The sequence below is a fragment of the Streptomyces sp. NPDC007164 genome, assembly GCF_040634135.1.
GTDB classification, from domain to species: Bacteria; Actinomycetota; Actinomycetes; order Streptomycetales; family Streptomycetaceae; genus Streptomyces; species Streptomyces sanglieri.
Genome location: NZ_JBEYFB010000016.1, coordinates 124198 through 144003, shown reverse-complemented (window position 1 = coordinate 144003; position 19806 = coordinate 124198). Strand labels below are relative to the sequence as shown.

Here is a 19806-nt window from a genome sequence, read left to right as displayed (position 1 = left end):
GACCAACAGCGTCCGGAATCCGGCGGCGCCCCCGTGTGCGGTGCGGTGCCGCGTGGTTACTGCTCGCAGGTTCCGGCGAACGTGCCGCGGGTCACCACGTCGGTGGCCGCCGCGCTCGTGTCCAGCCAGGCGACGCGCTGGCCGTCCCCGAGCGACGGGGCGAGCTGGGCACCGGAGGAGCAGGAGATCCGGCTGTAGTTGTTGAGCCCGGCGACCGTGTCGGCGGTGCTGGAGACCATCGCCTTCATCGGGTCGCCCCATGCTCCGAGCGCGCCCCAGAAGTCGTACGTGGAGTACGCGAAGTACTCGTCGGTGACCGAGAACTGGGCCATGTACGTGCCCTTGGGGTAGGTCAGCTTCGCCGACTTGGCGAGATCGCCGAGGGGCGCCGACATGAAGGTGGAACTCGGGATCAGGAGGCCACCGGTCTCACGCCAGAACACGCGCTCCGAGGTGAGCTGGATGTCCGAGATGTAGTTGAAGAGGAAGCCGGCGATCCGCTTGGTCTGCGTGGTGCCCTTCGCGATGTCGTAGACGTGCGCATACGTGCCGTCGGCGCCACCGGCCCAGGCGATCTGGCCGTGCTTCATCGTGAGGTGACTGGCCTTGCTGCCGGCGTCGGGCGTCACGTTGACGGTGCTGCCGTCCGCCTTGCGGAGCATGACCTCCTGCTCGCCGTCGGCGGTGGTGCTGATGTAGGCGAGCGCGCCGTTGTCGGTCACGGGCTCGGTCTCGTCGGCGTCGGGGCGGTCGACCAGCTTCTTGATCGCACCCTGGCCCTTGGCACCGGTCCCGTAGATGCCGATGCCGTCTGCGGCGATGCGGGTGAAGGCGATGCGGTCGTCGTCCAGGGACGGGTCGAGGAGGTAGGCGTCCTTCTGGGCCAGTTCACGGGTCGGCTTCTTGTCGAAGCGGCCCACGGTGATACCGAAGGCGGCGCTGCCCTGGTCCCAGGCGATGGCGTCGCCGTGGCTGATCGCGTAGACGTCGCCGTTGATCTGGGCGGCCTGCTCGTCGACCCCGCTGTATACCTCGTACGCGGGCAGGATGTCGGCGCCGATGGTGGTGCCGTCGTGCGTACCGCCCTTGTGCTCCCAGCCGTTTTCGATGCCGTGGCCGTCGAACGCCTTGGTGATGGCGGCGAGATCGGCCTTGGAGACGTTCAGGGACTTGGCGGCGAGGATGACCGCGTTGCGCATGTCGGTGAAGCCGGACAGCGGGGTGAGGTAGTTCTGCGCGGACCGGTAGACGATCTGGTCGGCGAGCTTGCTGTCAATGTTCTTGCGCATGTCCCACAGCGCGCCACCGACGATGGTGGAGTTGTAGTGCACTCCGCCGTTGTCGATGTCGAGCGTGATGGGCATGTAGTCCTTCTGCGCGTTGCGGCCGTCGTTCAGGTCGCGCAGGGCGCACTCCGCCAGCGGCTTGGTGCCGTTGCAGAGGTACTCGCCGATGAGGCCGGACGTCGGGTCGCTCATGGCGATGCCCTTGTCGGCGGTCTCCATGGCGTTGCCGAAGTAGTCGGAAATCGCCTCGTTGAGCGCGCCCGACTGGTTGAGGTAGACGAGTCCGGCGGAGTGCTCGGTGACGCCGTGCGTCATCTCGTGGCCGACGACGTCCAGGCCGACGGAGAGCGGTACGCCGTCCATGTGGCCGTAGACCATCTTGGAGCCGTCCCAGAAGGCGTTGGCGTAGTCCTTGCCGCCGGCGGCGACGTTGACGACGGAGTAGATCGTGCCGCCCTTGCCGTCGACGCCGTCACGGCCGATCTGGTCCTTGTAGTACTCGTAGACCTTGGCGGCGTTCAGGTGCGCGTCCACCGCACCCGACGTGGTGTTCGCGCCGTCGAAGCGGTCGCCCGCCGAGGTGCCCAGCGGGACGTCGTCCGTGACCGGGCCGCCCGCGACGAGGCTGTAGTCCTTGCGGTTCGCGTCGTACGTACGGATCTGGCCGCCGGTCTTCGGGTACATGGCGCGCGTCGAGTCGACGAGCGTGTACGAGCCGTCCGTCTCCTTGTTGACGTTCAGCTTCGCCTCGCTGCCGTCGACGCGTACGCCCGTCGCCTCCGCGGGCGACGCGTCGGCGGCGTCGATGTTGTTGTACGAGAGCGCGATTCCGCCCACGCGGGCGTCGACGTACACCTCCTGGCGGACCGGGCTGCCGTTCGCCTTGCCGCCGGTGACGGTGAAGTGCCAGGCGAGCCTGCCGCCCTGGGTGTCGGGCAGCACGGACAGGCCGTGCGCCTCGGTCTTCGCACCCTTGACGCCGGACAGGCCGCGGTCGAGGGAGAACATCCGATGCTTCGCGGTGGCTTCGCTCACCGTGGGCGTCGTGGAGACCGTGAGGTCGGTGTAGAGCGTGCCCGTCGCGGAGGTGACCTGCTGGCCGCCGTCCGCCGCCTGCGTCTGCACCGCGTACTCGGCGCCGAAGACCGGGACACCGTCGTGCTTCTGCTGGAAGCGCACCGATGACTGCTTGCCGTCCTTGGTGGTCTTCACCGTGCTCAGCTCGGAGACCGGGACCTTGTACGTGTCCTCATGAGCCTTCAGGTGGGCTCGGGCCGCCTGGGCCGGGGTGCCTGCCCGGGGGGCCTTGTCCAGGCCCTGGGTCATCGCGGGGGCGACGCCTCCCGGGTCGGCCGCCGGCGCCGTGGCGGTGTCGTCCGCCCAGGCCGGTGCGCCCATCAGTGCCGCGCCGGTCGCGGCGGCGACCACCCCGGTCGCCAGCGTCCGCAGCACGCTTGTTCGTCTCACAGGACCTCCCCATCGCACACCTGCGTCCGAGACGTCGGGCGTCTCGGACGTTGACGTGCCGATCGTTCGTCATGGGACGCTGCGTGAACAGGGGGTGACGCTGGCGTGAAAGCGCCGTGGCGTAATTACGCCTCAGGAATGCGCTTCTGCGACCGAGTTGTCCGATGTTTCGGGCAGCCATCCGGCCCGCGCGGCGTGCCAGCCGAGCTGGAAACGCGTCGCCGCGCCCACCTCGTCCATCAACGCGTGCAGCCGCCGCTGCACCGTGCGATGCCCCATCCCCAACTGGCGGGCGATGGCGGCGTCGGTCAGGCCGACGTGGAGCAGGGCCACGATCTGCCGGTCGATCGCCGTGACCGAGGACTCCTCGCGCTGTTCCGTACCGGGCAGGGTCAGCCGCCAGCCCCTCTCGAAGTGCTCCTCGAAGAGCGAGACCAGAGCCGTGAGCAGGCCCGTCCGGTGCACGACGAGTGCCACCGGCTCCGTCTCGCGCTCCGGGTCCAGCGGCAGCAGGGCGATGCGACGGTCCACGATGACCAGCTTGATCGGCAGCCGCTCCGTGACGGAGATGTGCTGGCCCTCGGCCACGCTCGACGTGAGCAGGGCCGCGGTCACCGGCTTCTCCAGCCAGGCGCGTTCCACGACGCTGCGCAGGATCACTCCGCGGCCCATCACCTCGGAGTCCATCTCCTGGTTGTCCTGGAAGGTGAGCACCGCGGGCGCCCGGTTGTTGGGCACCAGAGCGCACACCTCTCGTGTGGCCCGCTGCTGCATCGTCAGCAGCCGTCGCCGGATCGCCGCCGGACCGGACAGCACCTCCACCGGGGCGCCCGCCCCGTACAGCTGCGCGGAGCGGTGCCGTTCGGAGAGGTCTCCCACGAGCGACTCGACCCGGTGCAGCGCGGACCGGCGGGATTCGAGGAGCGGTCCGAGCGCGAGGACGGGCGAGGCGGCCCGGTACCGGACCCTGCCGTCGGCGTCCGGCCGGGAGGCACTGGCGAGCCCGCGATCGACGAGCGAGTCGAGGACACGTGTCACCGCCGGGCCGCTCAACGGGCCCGCGAGCGCGCCCGGTTCGCTGTCGGGACGGTCCACCAGCAGACGGTAGACCGTGTCCTCGTCCGGTCCGAGGCCGAGCAGGGTCAGCAGGGACATGTCTGCCGGGTCGCGCGGCGCGACAGCATCGGGACGGCCGGACCCGCCGCGCCCCGTCTCGGCACCCGCCACCGGACCCACCCCTCTTCCCGCCGCCCGTCGGCCGGGGTCAGATTATCCGGCGGACTTCCGCAGGCCGAGGCCGTGGGGGCGGTACTGGCCTCAGTCGAAGTCGTACACCGTCACCGGTATGCCCCGGCCGGTCAGCCGCAGTTCTACCAAGGGCTCGATCCGGGACCACTTCCCGCCCGCCAGCCCGCAGCCGATCCGCGGCATGTGGACCGAGGCCCCCAGCTCGCGGGCCCGGTCGGCCACCGCCTCCAGGGCGGTGTCGATCGCCTCGTAGCGCACCGGAACGCCGTTGCTCCCCGTGCGCATCCCCCGCTGGCCCACCATGTTCGCCACCCAGATGTACGGGCTCACCTGCACGAACTGCACCGCGCCGAGGCCGAAGTCGTTGCCCGCGCGCTCCCGGTGCCAGCGGCGGTAGGCCGCCTCGGGCTCGGGCCAGCGGCGCGAGACGGCCAGGACGAACCCCTTGCCCCAGCCGCCGAGGTCGTTGCAGACATGGACGATCAGCTTGACGCCCTTGCCGTGGGGCGCGGTCGCGTCCCCCCGTACATACGTGATCCCGGACATGGCATCAGGTTATGTCCCGCCTCCGACACCGAGCACTTTCACATCAATGGTGAGACAGCAATACTGTTGCACCGGGGCGGGCCGCGCGTACAGCCGCTCGCCCGCAGGGTCGGACACGAGGAGCAGACATGGCGACCGACACCGAGGAGCCGACGCTCACCGTCGACGAGCTGGCGGCGCGCGCCGGTGTCACGGTACGCACCGTGCGTTTCTACAGCACCCGGGGTCTGCTGCCGCCCCCGGTGATCGGGCCGCGACGGGTCGGGCACTACGGCCACGAGCACCTGTCCAGGCTGGCGCTCATCGAGGAGCTCCAGCACCAGGGCATGACGCTGGCCGCGATCGAACGCTATCTGGAACAGCTGCCGCCGGACCTGAGCGCACACGACCTGGCGATCCATCGCGCGCTGGTGGCCTCCTGGGCACCCGACTCGGCGGAGGACGCGACGCGGGCGGAGCTGGAGCGGCGGGCCGGCCGGGCGCTGACCGGGCAGGACATCGCGCGGCTGGCCGCGATGGGTGTGCTGGAGCGCGCGGAGCCGGTCGACGGGTGCTACCGGGTGGATCCGGGGCTGCTGCGGCTCGGCGTGGAGCTGCTCGGTGTGCCGATCGCCCACGAGACGATCCTGGCCGCCCGTACGGTGCTGCTGGAGCACTCGCGGTCCGCCGCGCAGGACCTGACCCGGCTGTTCCGGGACGAGGTGTGGGGTCCCTACCGGGAGCGGGAGGCGGACCCCGAGCACGTGGCGGCGATGAAGTCGCTGTCCGCCCATATGCAGCCGATGGTGCTCCAGGCGCTGGTGACCGCGTTCCAGCGGTCGTTGAAGCAGGAGCTGCGGGCCGCGTTCACGGCGGAGTGAACGCGGCCCGCGGGGGGGGGCGCCGGTCGTGGGCTCAGTCGTGGAAGGTCTCGCCCTTCTCGGCCTTCTCCACGAGCAGCGCGGGCGGCAGGAAGCGGTCGCCGTACCGCTCCGCGAGCTCCCGGGCGCGGGCGACGAAGCCGGGCAGGCCGCCCTCGTACCCGTTGATGTACTGGAGCACGCCGCCGGTCCACGGCGGGAAGCCGATGCCCATGATGGAGCCGATGTTGGCGTCGGCGACGGTGATCAGGACGTTCTCCTCCAGGCAGCGGACGCTGTCCAGTGCCTCGGAGAACAGCATCCGCTCCTTCATGTCGATGAAGGGGACATCCGTGTCGGGCTTCGTGAAGTGCTCCCGCAGTCCGGGCCACAGGCGGGTGCGCTTGCCGCTCTCGTCGTATTCGTAGAAGCCCGCGCCGCCGCTGCGTCCCGTCCGGCCGAACTCGTCGACCATCCGGTCGATGACCGCGTCCGACGGGTGGCCCGGCCAGGTGCCGCCCGCCTCCTCGACGGCCCGCCTGGTCTCGTTGCGGATCTTGCGGGGCAGGGTGAGCGTCAGCTCGTCCATCAGGGAGAGCACCTTGGCCGGGTACCCGGACTGGGCCGCGGCCTGTTCGACGGAGGCGGGCTCGACGCCCTCGCCCACCATGGCGACGCCCTCGTTGATGAACTGGCCGATGACGCGCGAGGTGAAGAAGCCGCGCGAGTCGTTGACGACGATCGGGGTCTTCTTGATCCGGCGGACCAGATCGAAGGCGCGGGCCAGGGCCTCGTCGCCGGTCTGCTCGCCCTTGATGATCTCGACCAGCGGCATCTTGTCCACGGGCGAGAAGAAGTGCAGCCCGATGAAGTCGGCCGGGCGCGAGACGCCTTCGGCGAGCACGGTGATGGGCAGGGTCGAGGTGTTGGAGCAGAGCAGCGCGTCCGGCTCGATGATGTCCTGGATCTCCTGGAACACCTTGTGCTTGAGGGCGGTGTCCTCGAAGACCGCCTCGATGACCGCGTCGCAGCCGGCCAGATCGGCCGGGTCGCCGGTCGGGGTGATCCGGGCCAGCAGTTCGTCGCGCTTGGCCTCGGTGGTGCGGCCCCGGGAGAGCGCCTTGTCGAGCAGCTTCTCGCTGTACGCCTTGCCCTTGGCGGCGGCCTCGGTGGAGACGTCCTTGAGGACGACCTCGATGCCGGCGCGGGCGCAGGAGTACGCGATGCCGGCGCCCATCATCCCGGCGCCGAGCACGGCGACCTTGTTGACCTGGCGTTCCTCGATGCCCTTGGGGCGGCTGGCACCGGAGTTGACGGCCTGGAGGTCGAAGAAGAACGCCTGGATCATGTTCTTCGCGACCTGGCCGGTGACCAGCTCGATGAAGTAGCGGGCCTCGATGGTCAGCGCGGTCTCGAAGTCCACCTGGGAGCCCTCGACGGCGGCGGCCAGGATGTTGCGCGGCGCGGGCATGGGGGCGCCGTTCAGCTGCTTCTTCAGGTTCGACGGGAACGCCGGCAGGTTGGCGGCGAACTTCGGGTTGGACGGGGTGCCGCCGGGGATCCGGTAGCCCTTGACGTCCCAGGGCTGCTGGGACTCGGGGTTGGCGTCGATGAAGGCGCGGGCCTTTTCGAGCATCTCCTCGCGGGTGGCGGCGACCTCGTGGACCAGGCCGTTCTCCAGGGCGCGCGACGGGGTGTACTGGGTGCCCTGGAGGAGGACCTTCAGCAGCGCGTCGGCGATGCCCATGAGGCGTACGGTGCGGGTGACGCCGCCACCGGCGGGCAGCAGGCCGAGGGTGACCTCGGGCAGGCCGATCCGGGAGCCGGGGGCGTCGAGGGCGACGCGGTGGTGCGAGGCGAGCGCAATCTCGTAACCGCCGCCGAGCGCCGCGCCGTTGATGGCGGCGACGACGGGGATGCCGAGGGTCTCGATGCGGCGCAGCGAGTTCTTGATGGCGGTGCCGGTGTCGAAGGCCAGCCGGGCGTTCTCCGGACCGATCCTGATCATGTCCTTGAGGTCGCCGCCCGCGAAGAAGGTCTTCTTGGCGGAGGTGTAGATGATGCCGCGGATGGCGTCCTTCTCGGCCTCGGCACGGTCGGCGACGGCCGCGATGGAGTCCTTGAACGCCTGGTTCATCGTGTTGGCGGACTGGTTCGGGTCGTCGAGTACGAGGGTGACGACGCCGGTCTCGTCCTGTTCCCAGCGGATGGTCGTGCTCTCGGTCATGTGTCTGTCTTCTCCGTAAGCAGGGGTGGCCGGGGACGGTCAGAGTCGCTCGATGACGGTGGCGACGCCCATGCCGCCGCCCACGCAGAGGGTGGCGAGGCCGTAGCGCCGGTCGCGGCGCTCCAGTTCGTCGATGAGGGTGCCGAGGATCATCGCGCCGGTGGCGCCGAGCGGGTGGCCCAGCGCGATGGCGCCGCCGTTGACGTTGATCCTGTCGAGGGGGAGCCCCATGTCCCTGGCGAAGCGGAGCACGACCCCGGCGAACGCCTCGTTGATCTCAACGAGGTCGATGTCGTCGATGGTCAGCCCGGCCTTGGCGAGGGCCTTGCGGGTGGCGGGCGCGGGGCCGGTGAGCATGATGGTCGGCTCGGAGCCGGAGACGGCGGCGGAGACGATCCGGGCGCGCGGCGTGAGTCCGTAGCGCTCGCCGACCTCCTTGTTGCCGATCGCGACGAGTGCGGCGCCGTCGACGATGCCGGAGGAGTTGCCCGCGTGGTGGACGTGGTCGATCTTCTCGACCCAGTGGTACTTCTGGAGCGCCACCGCGTCGAAGCCGCCCATCTCGCCGATCGCGGCGAAGGACGGCTTGAGCGCGGCGAGCGAGTCGGCGGTGGTGCCGGGCCGCATGTGCTCGTCGTGGTCGAGCACGACGAGGCCGTTGCGGTCCTTGACGGGGACGACGGAGCGGGCGAAGCGGCCGTCCTTCCACGCTTCGGCGGCGCGTTCCTGGGAGAGTGCGGCGAATTCGTCGACGTCGCGGCGGGAGAAGCCCTCGATGGTGGCGATGAGGTCGGCCCCGATGCCCTGCGGGGCGAAGCCCGTCTGGAAGCTGGTCATCGGGTCCATCGCCCAGGCGCCGCCGTCGGATCCCATCGGGACCCGGGACATCGACTCGACACCGCCCGCCAGGACGAGGTCCTCCCAGCCCGAACGGACCTTGGCGGCAGCCAGGTTGACGGCTTCCAGACCGGAGGCACAGAAGCGGTTCTCCTGGACGCCGGCGACGGTGTCCGGGAGACCGGCCGCGATGGCGGCGATCCGGGCGATGTCGGAGCCCTGGTCGCCGAGCGGGCTCACCACGCCGAGGACGATGTCGTCGACGGCCGCCGGGTCGAGGCCGGGGAAGCGGCTGCGGAGTTCGTGGATGAGGCCGACGACGAGGTCGATCGGCTTGGTGCCGTGCAGGGCGCCATTGGCCTTGCCGCGGCCGCGGGGGGTGCGGATCGCGTCGTAGACAAACGCTTCGGTACTCAAGACAGCAGCCTTTCGAGGGTGGTTGTGCGAAGGGGTCAGGCGAGCAGCGAGCGGCCGATGATCTCCTTCATGATCTCGGTCGTGCCGCCGTAGATGGTCTGGATGCGGCCGTCGGTGAATGCCCTGGCGACCGGATACTCCGCCATGTAGCCGTATCCGCCGTGGAGTTGGAGACAGCGGTCGGCGGCGCGCTTCTGCAGTTCGGTGGCCCACCACTTGGCCATCGAGGCGTGCACGGCGTCGAGCGTGCCGTCGGAGTGGTCGACGATGCAGCGGTCGATGAAGGTGCGGGTGACGGCGCACTCGGTGGCCATCTCGGCGATCTCGAACCGGATGTGCTGGAGCTTGGAGAGCGGCCTGCCGAAGGCCTCGCGCTCCTTGACGTACTTCGTGGTGATCTCCAGGAGATGTTCCGCGGCGGCGATCCCGGAGACCGCTATGCCCATCCGTTCCTGTGCCAGGTTGGTCATGAGATGGATGAAGGCGCCGTCGCGTTCGCCCAGCAGGTTCTCCTTGGGCACGCGGACGTCGTTGAAGAACAGCTCCGCGGTGTCCTGGGACTTCTGGCCGATCTTGTCGAGGTTGCGGCCCCGCTCGAAGCCTTCCGCGCCGCGTTCGACGACGATCAGCGAGAGCCCCTTCGCGCCGCCCTCCGGGGTGGTCCTGGCGACCACGACCACGAGGTCGGCGAGGATGCCGTTGGAGATGAAGGTCTTGGAGCCGTTGAGCAGCCAGTGGTCGCCCTTGTCCTCGGCGGTGGTGCGGATGGCCTGGAGGTCGGAGCCCGCGCCGGGCTCGGTCATGGCAATGGCGGTGATGGTCTCGCCGCTGCAGAATCCGGGCAGCCAGCGCCGCTTCTGCTCGTCGGTGGCGAGGCCGGTGAGGTAGGGGCCGATGATGTCGTTGTGCAGCCCGAGCGCGAGGCCGGGGGCGCCGGCCCGGGTGAACTCCTCGGCCAGAACGGCGCTGTAGCGGAAGTCGGTGTTGCCGCCGCCCCCGTACTCCTCGGGCACGGCGAGGCCCAGCAGCCCCTGCCGGCCGGCCGCGAGCCATGCCCCGCGCGAGACGATGCCGTCCTTCTCCCACTGCTCGTAGTGCGGGAGAACCTCCTTCGTGAGGAAGGTACGCACGGTCTCGCGGAACGCCTCGTGCTCCTCGGTGAAGATCTGCCGCTGCATCGCGTGCCTCCTGGAACCAGTTCTTGACGGTGGGGACGGGCCGGTCCGGTGCGGGCCCGCCGGGGATCACATCGGGCCGCTCCTCAACCGGCGTCCTGCTCCGGGCTCCGCGCGATGCCGGGTACGTCCCAGTCGGCGGCCACCGCCGCGGTGTCCGCGCCGGGCCGGGCGGGTGCGCGGCGTACGGAGGCGGGGGTCGCGGAGAAGCGCGGTGCGGGCGCCGGCTGGGTGAGCCCGTCGTGCTCGACGAAGGTGGAGCGGGCGGCGAGGTGCGGGTGGTGCGGCGCCTCGCGGAGCGAGAGGACGGGGGCGACGCAGGCGTCCGAACCCTCGAACACCTCGGTCCACTCGGCACGCGTACGGGTTCTGAACCGGTCGGCGACGACGGTGCGCAACTCCTCCCACCGGCCGATGTCGCTCCGGTCCGGGGCGTCGTCCCCGATCCCGAGGAGCCTGCCGAACTCCTCGTAGAAGCGCTGTTCCAGCGGCCCGACCGCCATGTACTGGCCGTCGGCGGTCTCGTACGTGCCGTAGAACGGGCAGCCGCCGTCCAGGAGGTTGGAGCCGCGCCGGTCCTGCCAGCCGCCGGCCGCCAGCATTCCGTGGATCATCATGGCGAGATGGGCGGCACCGTCGACGATGGCCGCGTCCACGACCTGGCCCCGGCCGCCGGGGGTGCGGGCGTGATGGAGGGCGGCGAGCACACCGACGACGAGATAGAGCGAGCCGCCCGCGTAGTCGCCGATGAGATTGGCCGGGACGGTGGGCGGCTCGCCGGGCTTGCCGATCATGGAAAGAGTGCCGGTGAGCGCGATGTAGGCGACGTCGTGGCCGGCCCGCTCGGCGAGCGGCCCGTCCTGGCCCCAGCCGGTCATCCGCCCGTAGACGAGCTGCGGATTGCGGGCCAGCGCCGCGTCGGGGCCGACTCCGAGGCGTTCGGCGACGCCCGGCCGGTAGCCCTCGATCAGGATGTCGGCGCGCTCGACCAGATCGAGTACCCGGGCCGCTCCGTCCTCGGCCTTGAGGTCGACGAGCACGGAGCGTTTGTTGCGGTTGGTGAGGTCGTACGCGGGGTCGATGCCCAGCCCCGCACCGCCGGGCCGGTCGACCCTGACGACATCGGCGCCGAGGTCGGCCAGGAGCATCGCGGCGAACGGGCCGGGTCCGATGCCTGCCAGTTCGACCACCCGCACCCCTGACAGCGGGCCGTGCGAGCCGTGCTCTGTCGTTGCCATCGAGCCCCCAGCGGTATGACACAACTGATGTAACAGCGATGATGCTAAGAACGCGCCGCGCTCCGCACAACCCCTGGGGGCGAGCAAGCGCTTAGTACCTTCTCCGGGATCCTCTCCCATGGGGGCCGCCCGGCCGCACACCGCCACGACCCCCTCCGCTAACCTCTGCCTGCCACATCGGCGCCGGCCCCGCGGAGGCACTCATGAACAGGCAGAACGGGGTACAACGCCCCTTTGACGTAATCCTCTTCGGCGCCACCGGCTTCGTGGGCGCCCTCACCGCCGGATATCTCGCCGCCCACGCGCCCTCCGGCTGCCGCTGGGCCGTGGCCGGACGCGACCGGGTCAAGCTGGAGCGCCTGCGCGAACGGCTCACCGCGATCGACCCGCGCTGCGCGGAGCTCCCGCTGCTGCACGCCGACGCCGAGGACGAGCGCTCGCTGCGCGAACTCGCCGAGTCCGCCCATGTGGTGGCCACGACGGTGGGCCCCTACGTCTGGTACGGCGAGAAGCTGGTCGCGGCCTGCGCCGAGGCGGGGACGGACTACGCGGACCTCACCGGCGAGGCGGAGTTCGTGGACCGGATGTATCTGGAGCACGACGCGCGGGCCCGCGAGACCGGGGCCAGGATCGTGCACGCCTGCGGCTTCGACTCCGTACCGCACGACCTCGGGGTGTACTTCACCGTCCAGCAGCTGCCGCGGGACGTGCCCCTGACCGTCGACGGCTTCGTACGCAGCAACGCCGTCTTCTCCGGCGGTACGTTCGCCTCGGCGCTCACCGCGATGGGCCGCGGGCCCCGGATGCTGAGCGCCGCCCGGGAGCGCCGGCTGCACGAACCGCGGCTGGTCGCCCGCCGGGCCCGCGCCCTGCTCGGCACCCCGCACTTCAGCGCGGAGACCGGCACCTGGGCGCTCCCGCTGCCGACGCTGGACCCGCGGGTCGTCGAACGCTCGGCGCGGGTGCTGGCCCGCTACGGCCCCGACTTCCGCTACCGCCACTTCGCCTCGGTACGTCATCTGCCCGTGGCGCTCGGTGGCACGGCCGCGGTCGGCGCCCTGCTGGGCGCCGCACAGGTCCCGGCGGCCCGGTCCTGGCTGATGGACCGGTACGAGCCGGGCAAGGGGCCGGACGCGGAGCGCCGCCGGCGCAGCTGGTTCACCGTGCGCTTCGTCGGCGAGGGCGGCGGGCACCGGGTCTTCACCGAGGTCTCGGGCGGTGACCCCGGCTACGACGAGACGGCGAAGATGCTCGCCGAGTCCGCGCTCTGCCTCGCCCTGGACGAGCTCCCGCCGGCCTCGGGTCAGGTCACCACGGCCGCCGCGATGGGTGACGCCCTGCTGGGGCGGCTGCGCTCGGCCGGGCTGCGCTTCCGGGTCGCTTCGGCCCGCTGAGCTACGGCCGCCCGGGGCGGATCGGCCACTCGTCCCCGCAGCGACCCGTGCCGCCCGGGGCGGGGGGCGACTCGTCCCCACGGCGACCCGTGCCGCCCGGGGCGACGCGCACTCGTACGGGTGATGTCCGCTGCGCGCCCGGATCTCCCCGTTCCACGGGCGAAGGGCCCATGAGTACCCGCTCCGCCGCGTATCCGCAGGCAGGAGCACCCCCGGGAAGGGGTGGGGGCGGAGCGCACCCGAAGGGCCGACGGGTCGGCCGCTCCTCGGCCGTGCGGTGGGGAACGGGGCTTTCACTACGATCTGCGTCCCGCGGGTCGGCGCACCTGGGCACGTTCCCGATGCACGGCGTTGACCTGCGGCTATGCACACAGAGAGTCGGGGAAGAACCATGACGGACAACACTGTGGCGGGCCGTGACGAGCAGCCGGGGCGTGCACTCGCCGAGTTGCTGAGGAACTGGTGGGAGTCGTCGGCCCGCGACGGCCGCGAGAAACCCACTCAGCAGTCCCTCGCCAAGCGGCTGGGCGTCGACCAGACCACCCTGTCGCGCTATCTGAATCCCGCCCACGCCTCCAACGCACCGCGCAGGATCGTCGAGCAGCTGCACTCGGCGCTGCGGGCCCCGGCCGACGACCTGGTCCGGGCGTGCGCCCTGGCCGACGCGGCGGCGGGGGCGGCCCCGTCCCGCAAGCGCCCGTCGGCCACGGCCGCGCCCGCAACGGCGTCCATGCCCGCCGGACCGGCCGACCGGCGCGGGGCGACGGCCCATTGGTGGGACCGCTCCCCCGTCGCGTATCCGACCCTGGCCATCGCCTCGCTCCTCCTGCTCGTGCTCGGCGGCTTCGTGTGGTGGCTGGTGCCGACCGCCGGACAGGGCGATGCCAAGGCCACGGCGCACGTGTCGGACCGGCCGTCGCAGGGCACGGACTGGCCGCTGGCCCGCAAGGGCGATGTGCTCTGGAAGGCGCGTACGGTGCAGCTGCTGCTCCGGGCCAACGGCTTCGACGTGAAGGTCGACGCCGACTACGGTCCGGCCACGGCACAGGCCGTGAAGCAGTTCCAGGCCGCACACGGTCTGACCCCGGACGGCAAGGTCGGGAAGGACACCTGGCCGCTGCTGGTCATCACGGTCGACTCGCGCACCACCAAGCCCGACGCCGTCACGGCGGTGCAGTACCTGCTGCACCACTCCGGGGTGCCGACCGACAGCACCGGTACGTACACCCTCTCGACCATGCGCTCGCTCAAGGAGTTCCAGGAGTCCCGGAATCTGCCGGCGACGGGGATCGGGGACGAGGGCACCTGGCGCGCGCTGCTCAACGCCCAGGGGCCGGATCAGCACACATAGCCTCGGGCCGCCGGTCGGGCGGACCGGGGGCGGCCGTGCGCCGTGGGCTCAGAGCGCCCAGGAAACCAGTGTGCAGATCATCGAGACGGCCCAGGCCACTCCCGCGATCATCCCGAGTGTCATCCCTATCGCGACCCGGCGCTGAGCGAGGTAGACGGTGCCGGATCGCGTGGACGTTCGATGTTCGTTCATGCGTACAAGCTTGCCGGTGATGATCGGCAAACGGTATCCGTACGCGTACTCACGCTCTTCGCACCGTCAGACGGCCGCCTCCCGCAGCGCCTTCCGGCAGAGCGAGTCGGCCCTGCGGGTGGTCTCCGGCTGGCGGAAGTCGCGGGCCAGCAGCAGGGTGTGGGCGCAGGCATTGTCCAGGCCGGTCCGGTGTCCGACCGACACGAAGACGGGCTTCACGCCGTCCTGGGTACGCAGCGCCCGGCCCACCTCCTCCTCGCCGTCGAGCAGCGGGGACCAGTCACCGCGTCGGGGCCCCGGCTGCTCGTACGAGAAGGTGAACGGGTTCTTGGCGACTCCGATCACCGGGAGGCCGGTGAGCACCCCGAGGTGGCTGGCGAGCCCGAAGCGGCGCGGGTGCGCCCGGCCGTATCCGTCGCAGATCACCAGTCCGGGGTCGACCGGCAGGGATTCGAGCGCGGCCAGCACGGTCGGGATCTCCCGGAAGGCGAGGAGGCCGGGAATGTACGGGAAGGTGACCCGGCCGACGGCGGTGGTCTCGGCGACCACTGCGAACGTCGCCCCGTCGAGGACGACCGCCGCCGCGACGACGACATCGCGCTCGTCGTCGTAGGCGACGTCCACCCCCGTGACCCGGCCGGTTCCGGGTGGCGGGCCGGGTTCGTCGAGCACCACCCGGGAGCGCAGGGTGTCCTGGACGGCTCGGGCTTCGGCCTCACCGGCGGGCATCGCAAGGTTTGTCATGGTGCGGCCGAGTCTAGGGGCTGCCCACGGGACGGGCCCGGGGGCCGCCGTGGCCCGGCGTCCCCGTAGCCTGGCGAGCATGTTTGTACTCGAACTGACCTACACCGCCCCTGTCGAGCGCGTCGACGAGCTGCTCCAGGACCATGTCGTCTGGCTGGACGCGCAGTACGCGGCGGGGGTGTTCATCGCGTCGGGCCGCAAGAACCCGCGCGACGGCGGGGTGATCCTGGCCGTCGGGGACGACCGCGCGGGGATCGAGCGGATCGTCTCGCAGGATCCGTTCTCGGTACGGGGCGTGTGCGCGTACCGCATCACCGAGTTCATCGCGACGAAGACCTCGGACGAACTCGCCCCCTACCGGCAGCAGTTGCCCGGATAGCGGGGACTCGGAACGGAGCGGGCCACCGTGCCGTGGAGTACGCACGCCGTCGACCTCCGGTCCGACCGCGTGATCAAGACGTTCCGGCCCGGCAGCCGCGCGCAGTGCGAGCGCGAGTGGCGCGCGCTCGGGCTTCTCGCCGCGTACGCGCCGGGCCTGGCCCCGGTCCCGCACAGCGTGGACCTCGCCGCGGAGCAACCGGTGGTGGTGATGGAGCGCGTGCCGGGCGAGCCGCTGCGCGGCCGGCCGCTCGACGATCGGCGGCTGCGGGCCCTGGCGGCGGCCCTCGATGAGCTGTACGCGGCTGTGCCGGCCGATGTCCTGGCCGGGGTCCCCGTGCGGCCCGGTCGGCAGCAGCGGCTCATCGCCCGGATCCGTGCCTGGATGCCGCGGGTCCGCCCGCGAGCCGGCGACGAGGTGGGCGAGGCCATGGACCGTGGTCTGGCCTGGCTCTGCCGTTCGGGCATGGACCGGGCCGACGCGCCGGACGTCCCGATGGTGTTCGGTCCGGGGGACGGCAACCTCGCCAACTATCTGTGGGACGGCGCTCGGGTGCGGGTCGTCGACTTCGAGGACTCCGGTCTCAGCGACCGGCCCTTCGAACTGGCGGAGATCACGGAACACGTGGGCGGTTGGATCGGTCCGCCGCTCGATGCGGCGGCGTTCCTCGATCGGTTCGACCTGACCGCCGCCGAACGTGCGCGGCTGCCGGAATGCCGCAGACTGCTGGCGCTCGTCTGGTTGTTCCTCCTGTCCTTCGACGACCCCCGGCATCCCCGTAACCCGCCGGGAACGGCCGAGCGGCAGGCGGCCCGGCTGTCCGGGCTGCTCGCCTGAGGCCGGGGCGTCGGGCAGGCCGCCCCGCCGCCTGCCCGACGGTGCGGGGAGGCGGCGGGGGAACCCTGCGGACCCGTGGTGTCCCGGCTACCGGGCCGGACGCTGCCCCGCGTGTGCCACGCGGCCCTTCTCCCCCGCGGCCCAGCAGCCGCCGTCCGGGGTGCAGTCGACGGTGTCGTACGAGCCGGTGTCGACCGTGCGCCAGGTGCGGCCGCCGTCCGTCGTGAGGTCGGTGCCGGTCGGGCCGACCGCCAGCGCGCCGGACCTGCTGTGCGGCAGCCAGGCGACGCCCGAGCGGTAGGCGGTGGGCGGGGTGGCGGCCTGTTGCCAGCTGCGGCCCGCGTCGCCCGTCACGGCCGCCGCGTTCGGCGACGGCTCTCCGGCACGGTAGTCGCCGCCGACCGCGATGCCGTGGTGACGGTCGCGGAAGGCGAGCCCGAAGACGCCTCGGGCCGGGTCGCCGGCGGGGATGGTCGATTCGGCCGCGGTCCAGGTCAGCCCGCGGTCGGCGGAGTGCAGCACCCGTGCGGTGGCGGCGCCTCCGGTGGCGAGCCAGACGTCCCGGGGGCCCGACGAGACCAGGCACTGGCCGCTTGCGGCGAATCCCGCCTCACCGGGCCGGGCCTCCGGCATGCCCGCGCTCGGCAGCACCCGCCAGTTCCGGCCGCCGTCCGAGGTGGACAGGATGCGGTACTTGCCGTCCACGGGATCGCTCATCGCCAGTCCGTGCCGGCTGTCGAAGAAGGTGAGGCAGTCGTAGAAGGCACGTGCGTCGGTGTTGCGGAACGACTCCGTCCAGGTCGCTCCCCCGTCGTCCGTGCGGAACACGCGGGAGGCCTCGCCCTCCCCGATGGCCAGGGCCACCGCGCGCCTGCCGTCGAACGCCTCGATGTCGCGGAACTCCAGCGCCTCCCGGGCCGCGCCCGGCGGCGACACATCGCGCCAGTGCCTGCCCCCGTCGGAGGTGCGCAGTACGGTGCCCCCGGTGCCCGCGACCCAGGCGGTGCGGCGGCTTACGGCGGCGAGCCCGCGGAAGCGGGCGTCGGATTTGGTGTCGGTGAGCGTCCAGGCCGGTCGTTCGCCGGGCCGGTGGTGTTCCCACGGTGTCGCCGCGGCTGCCGGTGTGGCCAGTGCCGCGGTCAGCGCCGCCGCACAGAGCCCCCATGGCATCAGTCGTCTCGTCTTCCCCTTGACCCTCATGGCGCTGGAAGCTAGCCCACGAGTCGTGCCCAGTCCAGGGCACGCCGCCGGGAACCGGCCGGGCACCGGGTCCTGGCGGTGATACAGCTCACGCCACCCTCCGGTGCACGGATGAGGGACTTCCCTCGTCTGTATCAGTGCCGGGAACCGTTCATCTGGCCGAGAAAGGGAGCAGGTCTTGTCCACCGTCATCGAGCAGTCCGTGCAGGCCCGCATGGTCGCATCCGCACCGCGGATGGAGACCCTTCCCGCCACTCTGCATTACGACCCGAAGGATCCGTTCGCCGTACGCATGGCGTTTCCCGCCCCGGCGACCCTGGAAGGCACCGAGGTCGCCTGGGAGTTCTCGCGCGAGCTGCTGGCGGCGGGGATGGACGGGGCGGCCGGTGTCGGGGACGTACGCGTCAGGCCGTTCGGCTACGAACGTACGGTTCTGGAGTTCCATGCCGTCGAGGGAATCGCGATGGTGCACGTCCTAACGGCGGAGCTGCGCCGTTTTCTGGAGCGGGCGCAGGAAATGGTGCCCGTCGGCGACGAACACCGGTTCCTGGATCTCGACCGCGGCCTGACCGATCTGCTCGGCGGTCCCTGCTGAGGACCCTCGTCCGGCGGGCCGGGCCGGCCCCTCGGCCCGGCCGTGCCGGCGGGGCGTCAGCTGTGGAGTAAGGCCCAGGCCTTGCAGCCGCCGGAGGGGGTCAGCGCGGGCGCCAGCCCCCAGTCCCCGCCGTGTGCGCCGACCGCGGCGGCCAGCAGCCACATACTGTCGCTGCGGCGCTCGCGGCATTCCTCGGACCTGACGGCCGAGCCGTGGGAGGGGTGCTGGTCGTAGAGAGTGATGCGGAGTGCGTCGAACTGCCAGTGCACCCGCAGCAGCATCTCCCGGTCCGGGGTGAACCGGTAGGCGGTGGCGACCAGTTCCGAGGCGGCGAGTACGGCCGTCTCCCGGAGGTCGGCCAGGCCGTGCCGGGAGAGAAGGTCACTCACGGCTCCGCGTGCGAGGCCGGCGCAGAAGGCGCCGCCGGGCAGTGCGAACGAATAACTCAGGTTGCCCGCCACCGGGGGGTGGGGTCCGGCAGATGCGACGGCCGGAAGACAACGCAGTGCGCCCTTCATCAAGATGCTCACATTTCGGTAATTGTGGTGACGATCACACATAGGCGCGATCGCCGCGTGTGAGACTGGCGCTACCGACCGTAGCGCACCCCGGAGCACAGTGCTACTACTTGTGCGGTTCCGGTCATTTCGTTCCCCGCCCCCGGAAGGGACCACGCCTTGCCGCCCAGAAGCACACCGACCGCCCGACAGCAGCGGCTCGGGCACGAACTCCGCAAACTGCGCAAACAGTCGGGCATGCCCGTGCAGCAGGCCGCCGCACTGCTCGGCGTCGACCGCACCCGCATCCCGAACATCGAATCGGGGCGGTTCGGCATCAGCGCCGAACGGGTCCGCACCCTCGCCTTCAACTACGGCTGCCCGGACGGCGGACTGGTCGAGCTGCTCGCCGAGATGGCCCAGGAGCGTGCCAGGGGCTGGTGGGAGGAACACCGCGGACTGCTGCTGCCGGCCCTGCTCGACATCGCCGAACTCGAATACCACGCAGCGGAGTTGACGACCTCCACCACCACGCACATTCCCGGTCTCCTACAGACCGAGGAGCATGCGCGGGCGGTCTTCGACACGGCCGATCCGCGACTGCCCGGACCCGACCTGATGGCACGGCTGTCGCTGCGGCTGCGCCGCCAGGAGGTACTGGAGCGGGACCGTCCGCCGCTGTACGAGTCGGTGGTCCACGAGGCGGCGCTGCGCATGCAGTTCGGCGGCCCGAAGGTGGCACGGGCCCAGCTCGACCACATCCTGCGACAGTCCGAGCGCGACCGGATCACGGTCCGGGTGATCCCGTTCGCGGCCGGCGGTTTCCCGGGCGCCGGACAGTCGTTCACCTACGTGGGCGCCGCGGTGCCGCAGCTCGACACCGTGCAGCTCGATTCCTCGCATGGTTCGATGCTGCTCGACTCCGACATGCAACTGCGCCGCTATCGCGGCCTGTTGGAGCGCCTGCGCATACTCGCACTGCCCGTCGAGGAATCGCGCGACTTCATCCGATCCATAGCCCAGGACCTCTGAGGAGCGACCATGACCGATATCTGCTGGGACGAAGCCTTCTGCAGCGAGGGCGCCAACTGCTTCCGCTTCGGACTCGACGACCAGGGCAGGGCGTACATCGGCTCCACCACGGACACCACCGCCCATGTCAGCGACTCCGTGGAGGCACTGCGGGCGCTGATCTCCGCGGTGAAGTCCGGCGCGGCGGACCACCTGCTCTGACCGCACCACCCGACCGCGCCCGCGCCCCCCGCGACGGTTCGCTCCGAGTACGCCGACAGCTCTGAGCGCCCCGCAGCCGGGGGCCGGCCGGTCCCGGTCAACCG

At 71.2% G+C, this 19806-nt stretch carries 19 protein-coding genes; 8 read left to right on the top strand and 11 right to left on the bottom strand.

Features of this window, described 5'->3' with window-relative positions; genetic code table 11:
- Window positions 1-56: 56 nt before the first annotated feature.
- The 3 genes from ABZ622_RS21445 to ABZ622_RS21435 all read right to left on the bottom strand — a co-directional run bounded on the left by ABZ622_RS21445 (window position 57) and on the right by ABZ622_RS21435 (window position 4547).
- Entirely contained in the window at window positions 57-2753 is a 2697-nt protein-coding gene (locus ABZ622_RS21445; RefSeq protein WP_360545393.1) for a M4 family metallopeptidase, read from the bottom strand.
- A gap of 132 nt (window positions 2754-2885) precedes the next feature.
- Window positions 2886-3908, bottom strand: a complete 1023-nt coding sequence (locus ABZ622_RS21440; protein ID WP_360545391.1) for a helix-turn-helix transcriptional regulator — start codon at window positions 3906-3908, stop codon at window positions 2886-2888.
- 162 nt (window positions 3909-4070) lie between these two features.
- On the bottom strand, window positions 4071-4547 hold the full coding sequence (locus tag ABZ622_RS21435; RefSeq protein ID WP_360545389.1) for a macro domain-containing protein: 477 nt from the start codon (window positions 4545-4547) through the stop codon (window positions 4071-4073).
- Window positions 4548-4675: 128 nt separating this feature from the next.
- Between ABZ622_RS21435 and ABZ622_RS21430 the strand changes: the two genes are divergently transcribed.
- Window positions 4676-5407, top strand: a complete 732-nt coding sequence (locus ABZ622_RS21430; RefSeq protein WP_360545387.1) for a MerR family transcriptional regulator — start codon at window positions 4676-4678, stop codon at window positions 5405-5407.
- Window positions 5408-5441: 34 nt separating this feature from the next.
- Here ABZ622_RS21430 and ABZ622_RS21425 read toward each other — a convergent pair whose 3' ends face one another.
- From ABZ622_RS21425 to ABZ622_RS21410, 4 genes are all read right to left on the bottom strand, one after another.
- Entirely contained in the window at window positions 5442-7613 is a 2172-nt protein-coding gene (locus ABZ622_RS21425) for a 3-hydroxyacyl-CoA dehydrogenase NAD-binding domain-containing protein (RefSeq protein ID WP_360545385.1), read from the bottom strand.
- Between the two features lie 39 nt (window positions 7614-7652).
- Window positions 7653-8867, bottom strand: coding sequence for an acetyl-CoA C-acetyltransferase (locus tag ABZ622_RS21420; protein ID WP_360545383.1), 1215 nt, complete (start codon window positions 8865-8867; stop codon window positions 7653-7655).
- Between the two features lie 35 nt (window positions 8868-8902).
- Window positions 8903-10045, bottom strand: coding sequence for an acyl-CoA dehydrogenase family protein (locus ABZ622_RS21415; RefSeq protein ID WP_360545381.1), 1143 nt, complete (start codon window positions 10043-10045; stop codon window positions 8903-8905).
- A gap of 83 nt (window positions 10046-10128) precedes the next feature.
- Complete coding sequence (locus ABZ622_RS21410; RefSeq protein ID WP_360545379.1) at window positions 10129-11280, bottom strand: CaiB/BaiF CoA-transferase family protein; 1152 nt, start codon at window positions 11278-11280, stop codon at window positions 10129-10131.
- A gap of 203 nt (window positions 11281-11483) precedes the next feature.
- Between ABZ622_RS21410 and ABZ622_RS21405 the strand changes: the two genes are divergently transcribed.
- Together ABZ622_RS21405 and ABZ622_RS21400 are read left to right on the top strand one after the other, a co-directional pair.
- Window positions 11484-12674, top strand: coding sequence for a saccharopine dehydrogenase NADP-binding domain-containing protein (locus tag ABZ622_RS21405; RefSeq protein WP_360545377.1), 1191 nt, complete (start codon window positions 11484-11486; stop codon window positions 12672-12674).
- Window positions 12675-13065: 391 nt separating this feature from the next.
- The gene (locus ABZ622_RS21400) at window positions 13066-14025 is read left to right on the top strand and encodes a peptidoglycan-binding protein (protein ID WP_360545375.1); all 960 of its coding nucleotides are present in this window, start codon (window positions 13066-13068) and stop codon (window positions 14023-14025) included.
- A gap of 48 nt (window positions 14026-14073) precedes the next feature.
- On the opposite strand, the gene ABZ622_RS21395 is transcribed toward ABZ622_RS21400, so the two are convergent.
- Together ABZ622_RS21395 and ABZ622_RS21390 are read right to left on the bottom strand one after the other, a co-directional pair.
- Window positions 14074-14217, bottom strand: coding sequence for a hypothetical protein (locus ABZ622_RS21395; protein ID WP_360545373.1), 144 nt, complete (start codon window positions 14215-14217; stop codon window positions 14074-14076).
- Window positions 14218-14283: 66 nt separating this feature from the next.
- Window positions 14284-14961, bottom strand: coding sequence for an endonuclease V (locus ABZ622_RS21390; RefSeq protein ID WP_360545371.1), 678 nt, complete (start codon window positions 14959-14961; stop codon window positions 14284-14286).
- 79 nt (window positions 14962-15040) lie between these two features.
- On the opposite strand from ABZ622_RS21390, the gene ABZ622_RS21385 reads away from it, so the two are divergent.
- Both ABZ622_RS21385 and ABZ622_RS21380 read left to right on the top strand, forming a co-directional pair.
- A complete protein-coding gene (locus ABZ622_RS21385; RefSeq protein WP_360545369.1) occupies window positions 15041-15340 on the top strand; it encodes a YciI family protein in 300 nt (99 codons plus the stop codon).
- A 27-nt stretch (window positions 15341-15367) separates the two neighbouring features.
- Window positions 15368-16177, top strand: a complete 810-nt coding sequence (locus ABZ622_RS21380; RefSeq protein ID WP_360545367.1) for a phosphotransferase — start codon at window positions 15368-15370, stop codon at window positions 16175-16177.
- An 87-nt stretch (window positions 16178-16264) separates the two neighbouring features.
- On the opposite strand, the gene ABZ622_RS21375 is transcribed toward ABZ622_RS21380, so the two are convergent.
- On the bottom strand, window positions 16265-17377 hold the full coding sequence (locus ABZ622_RS21375; protein WP_360545365.1) for an oxidoreductase: 1113 nt from the start codon (window positions 17375-17377) through the stop codon (window positions 16265-16267).
- A 178-nt stretch (window positions 17378-17555) separates the two neighbouring features.
- Here ABZ622_RS21375 and ABZ622_RS21370 point away from each other — a divergent pair, with 178 nt between their 5' ends.
- Window positions 17556-17972 carry an SsgA family sporulation/cell division regulator gene (locus tag ABZ622_RS21370; RefSeq protein WP_360545363.1) on the top strand — a complete coding sequence of 139 codons (417 nt, stop codon included), beginning with the start codon at window positions 17556-17558 and terminating at the stop codon, window positions 17970-17972.
- 56 nt (window positions 17973-18028) lie between these two features.
- On the opposite strand, the gene ABZ622_RS21365 is transcribed toward ABZ622_RS21370, so the two are convergent.
- Window positions 18029-18361, bottom strand: coding sequence for an ATP-binding protein (locus tag ABZ622_RS21365; RefSeq protein WP_360545361.1), 333 nt, complete (start codon window positions 18359-18361; stop codon window positions 18029-18031).
- Window positions 18362-18649: 288 nt separating this feature from the next.
- On the opposite strand from ABZ622_RS21365, the gene ABZ622_RS21360 reads away from it, so the two are divergent.
- Together ABZ622_RS21360 and ABZ622_RS21355 are read left to right on the top strand one after the other, a co-directional pair.
- Complete coding sequence (locus ABZ622_RS21360; RefSeq protein ID WP_360545359.1) at window positions 18650-19501, top strand: helix-turn-helix transcriptional regulator; 852 nt, start codon at window positions 18650-18652, stop codon at window positions 19499-19501.
- A 9-nt stretch (window positions 19502-19510) separates the two neighbouring features.
- Complete coding sequence (locus tag ABZ622_RS21355) at window positions 19511-19702, top strand: hypothetical protein (protein ID WP_360545357.1); 192 nt, start codon at window positions 19511-19513, stop codon at window positions 19700-19702.
- Window positions 19703-19806 lie beyond the last annotated feature (104 nt).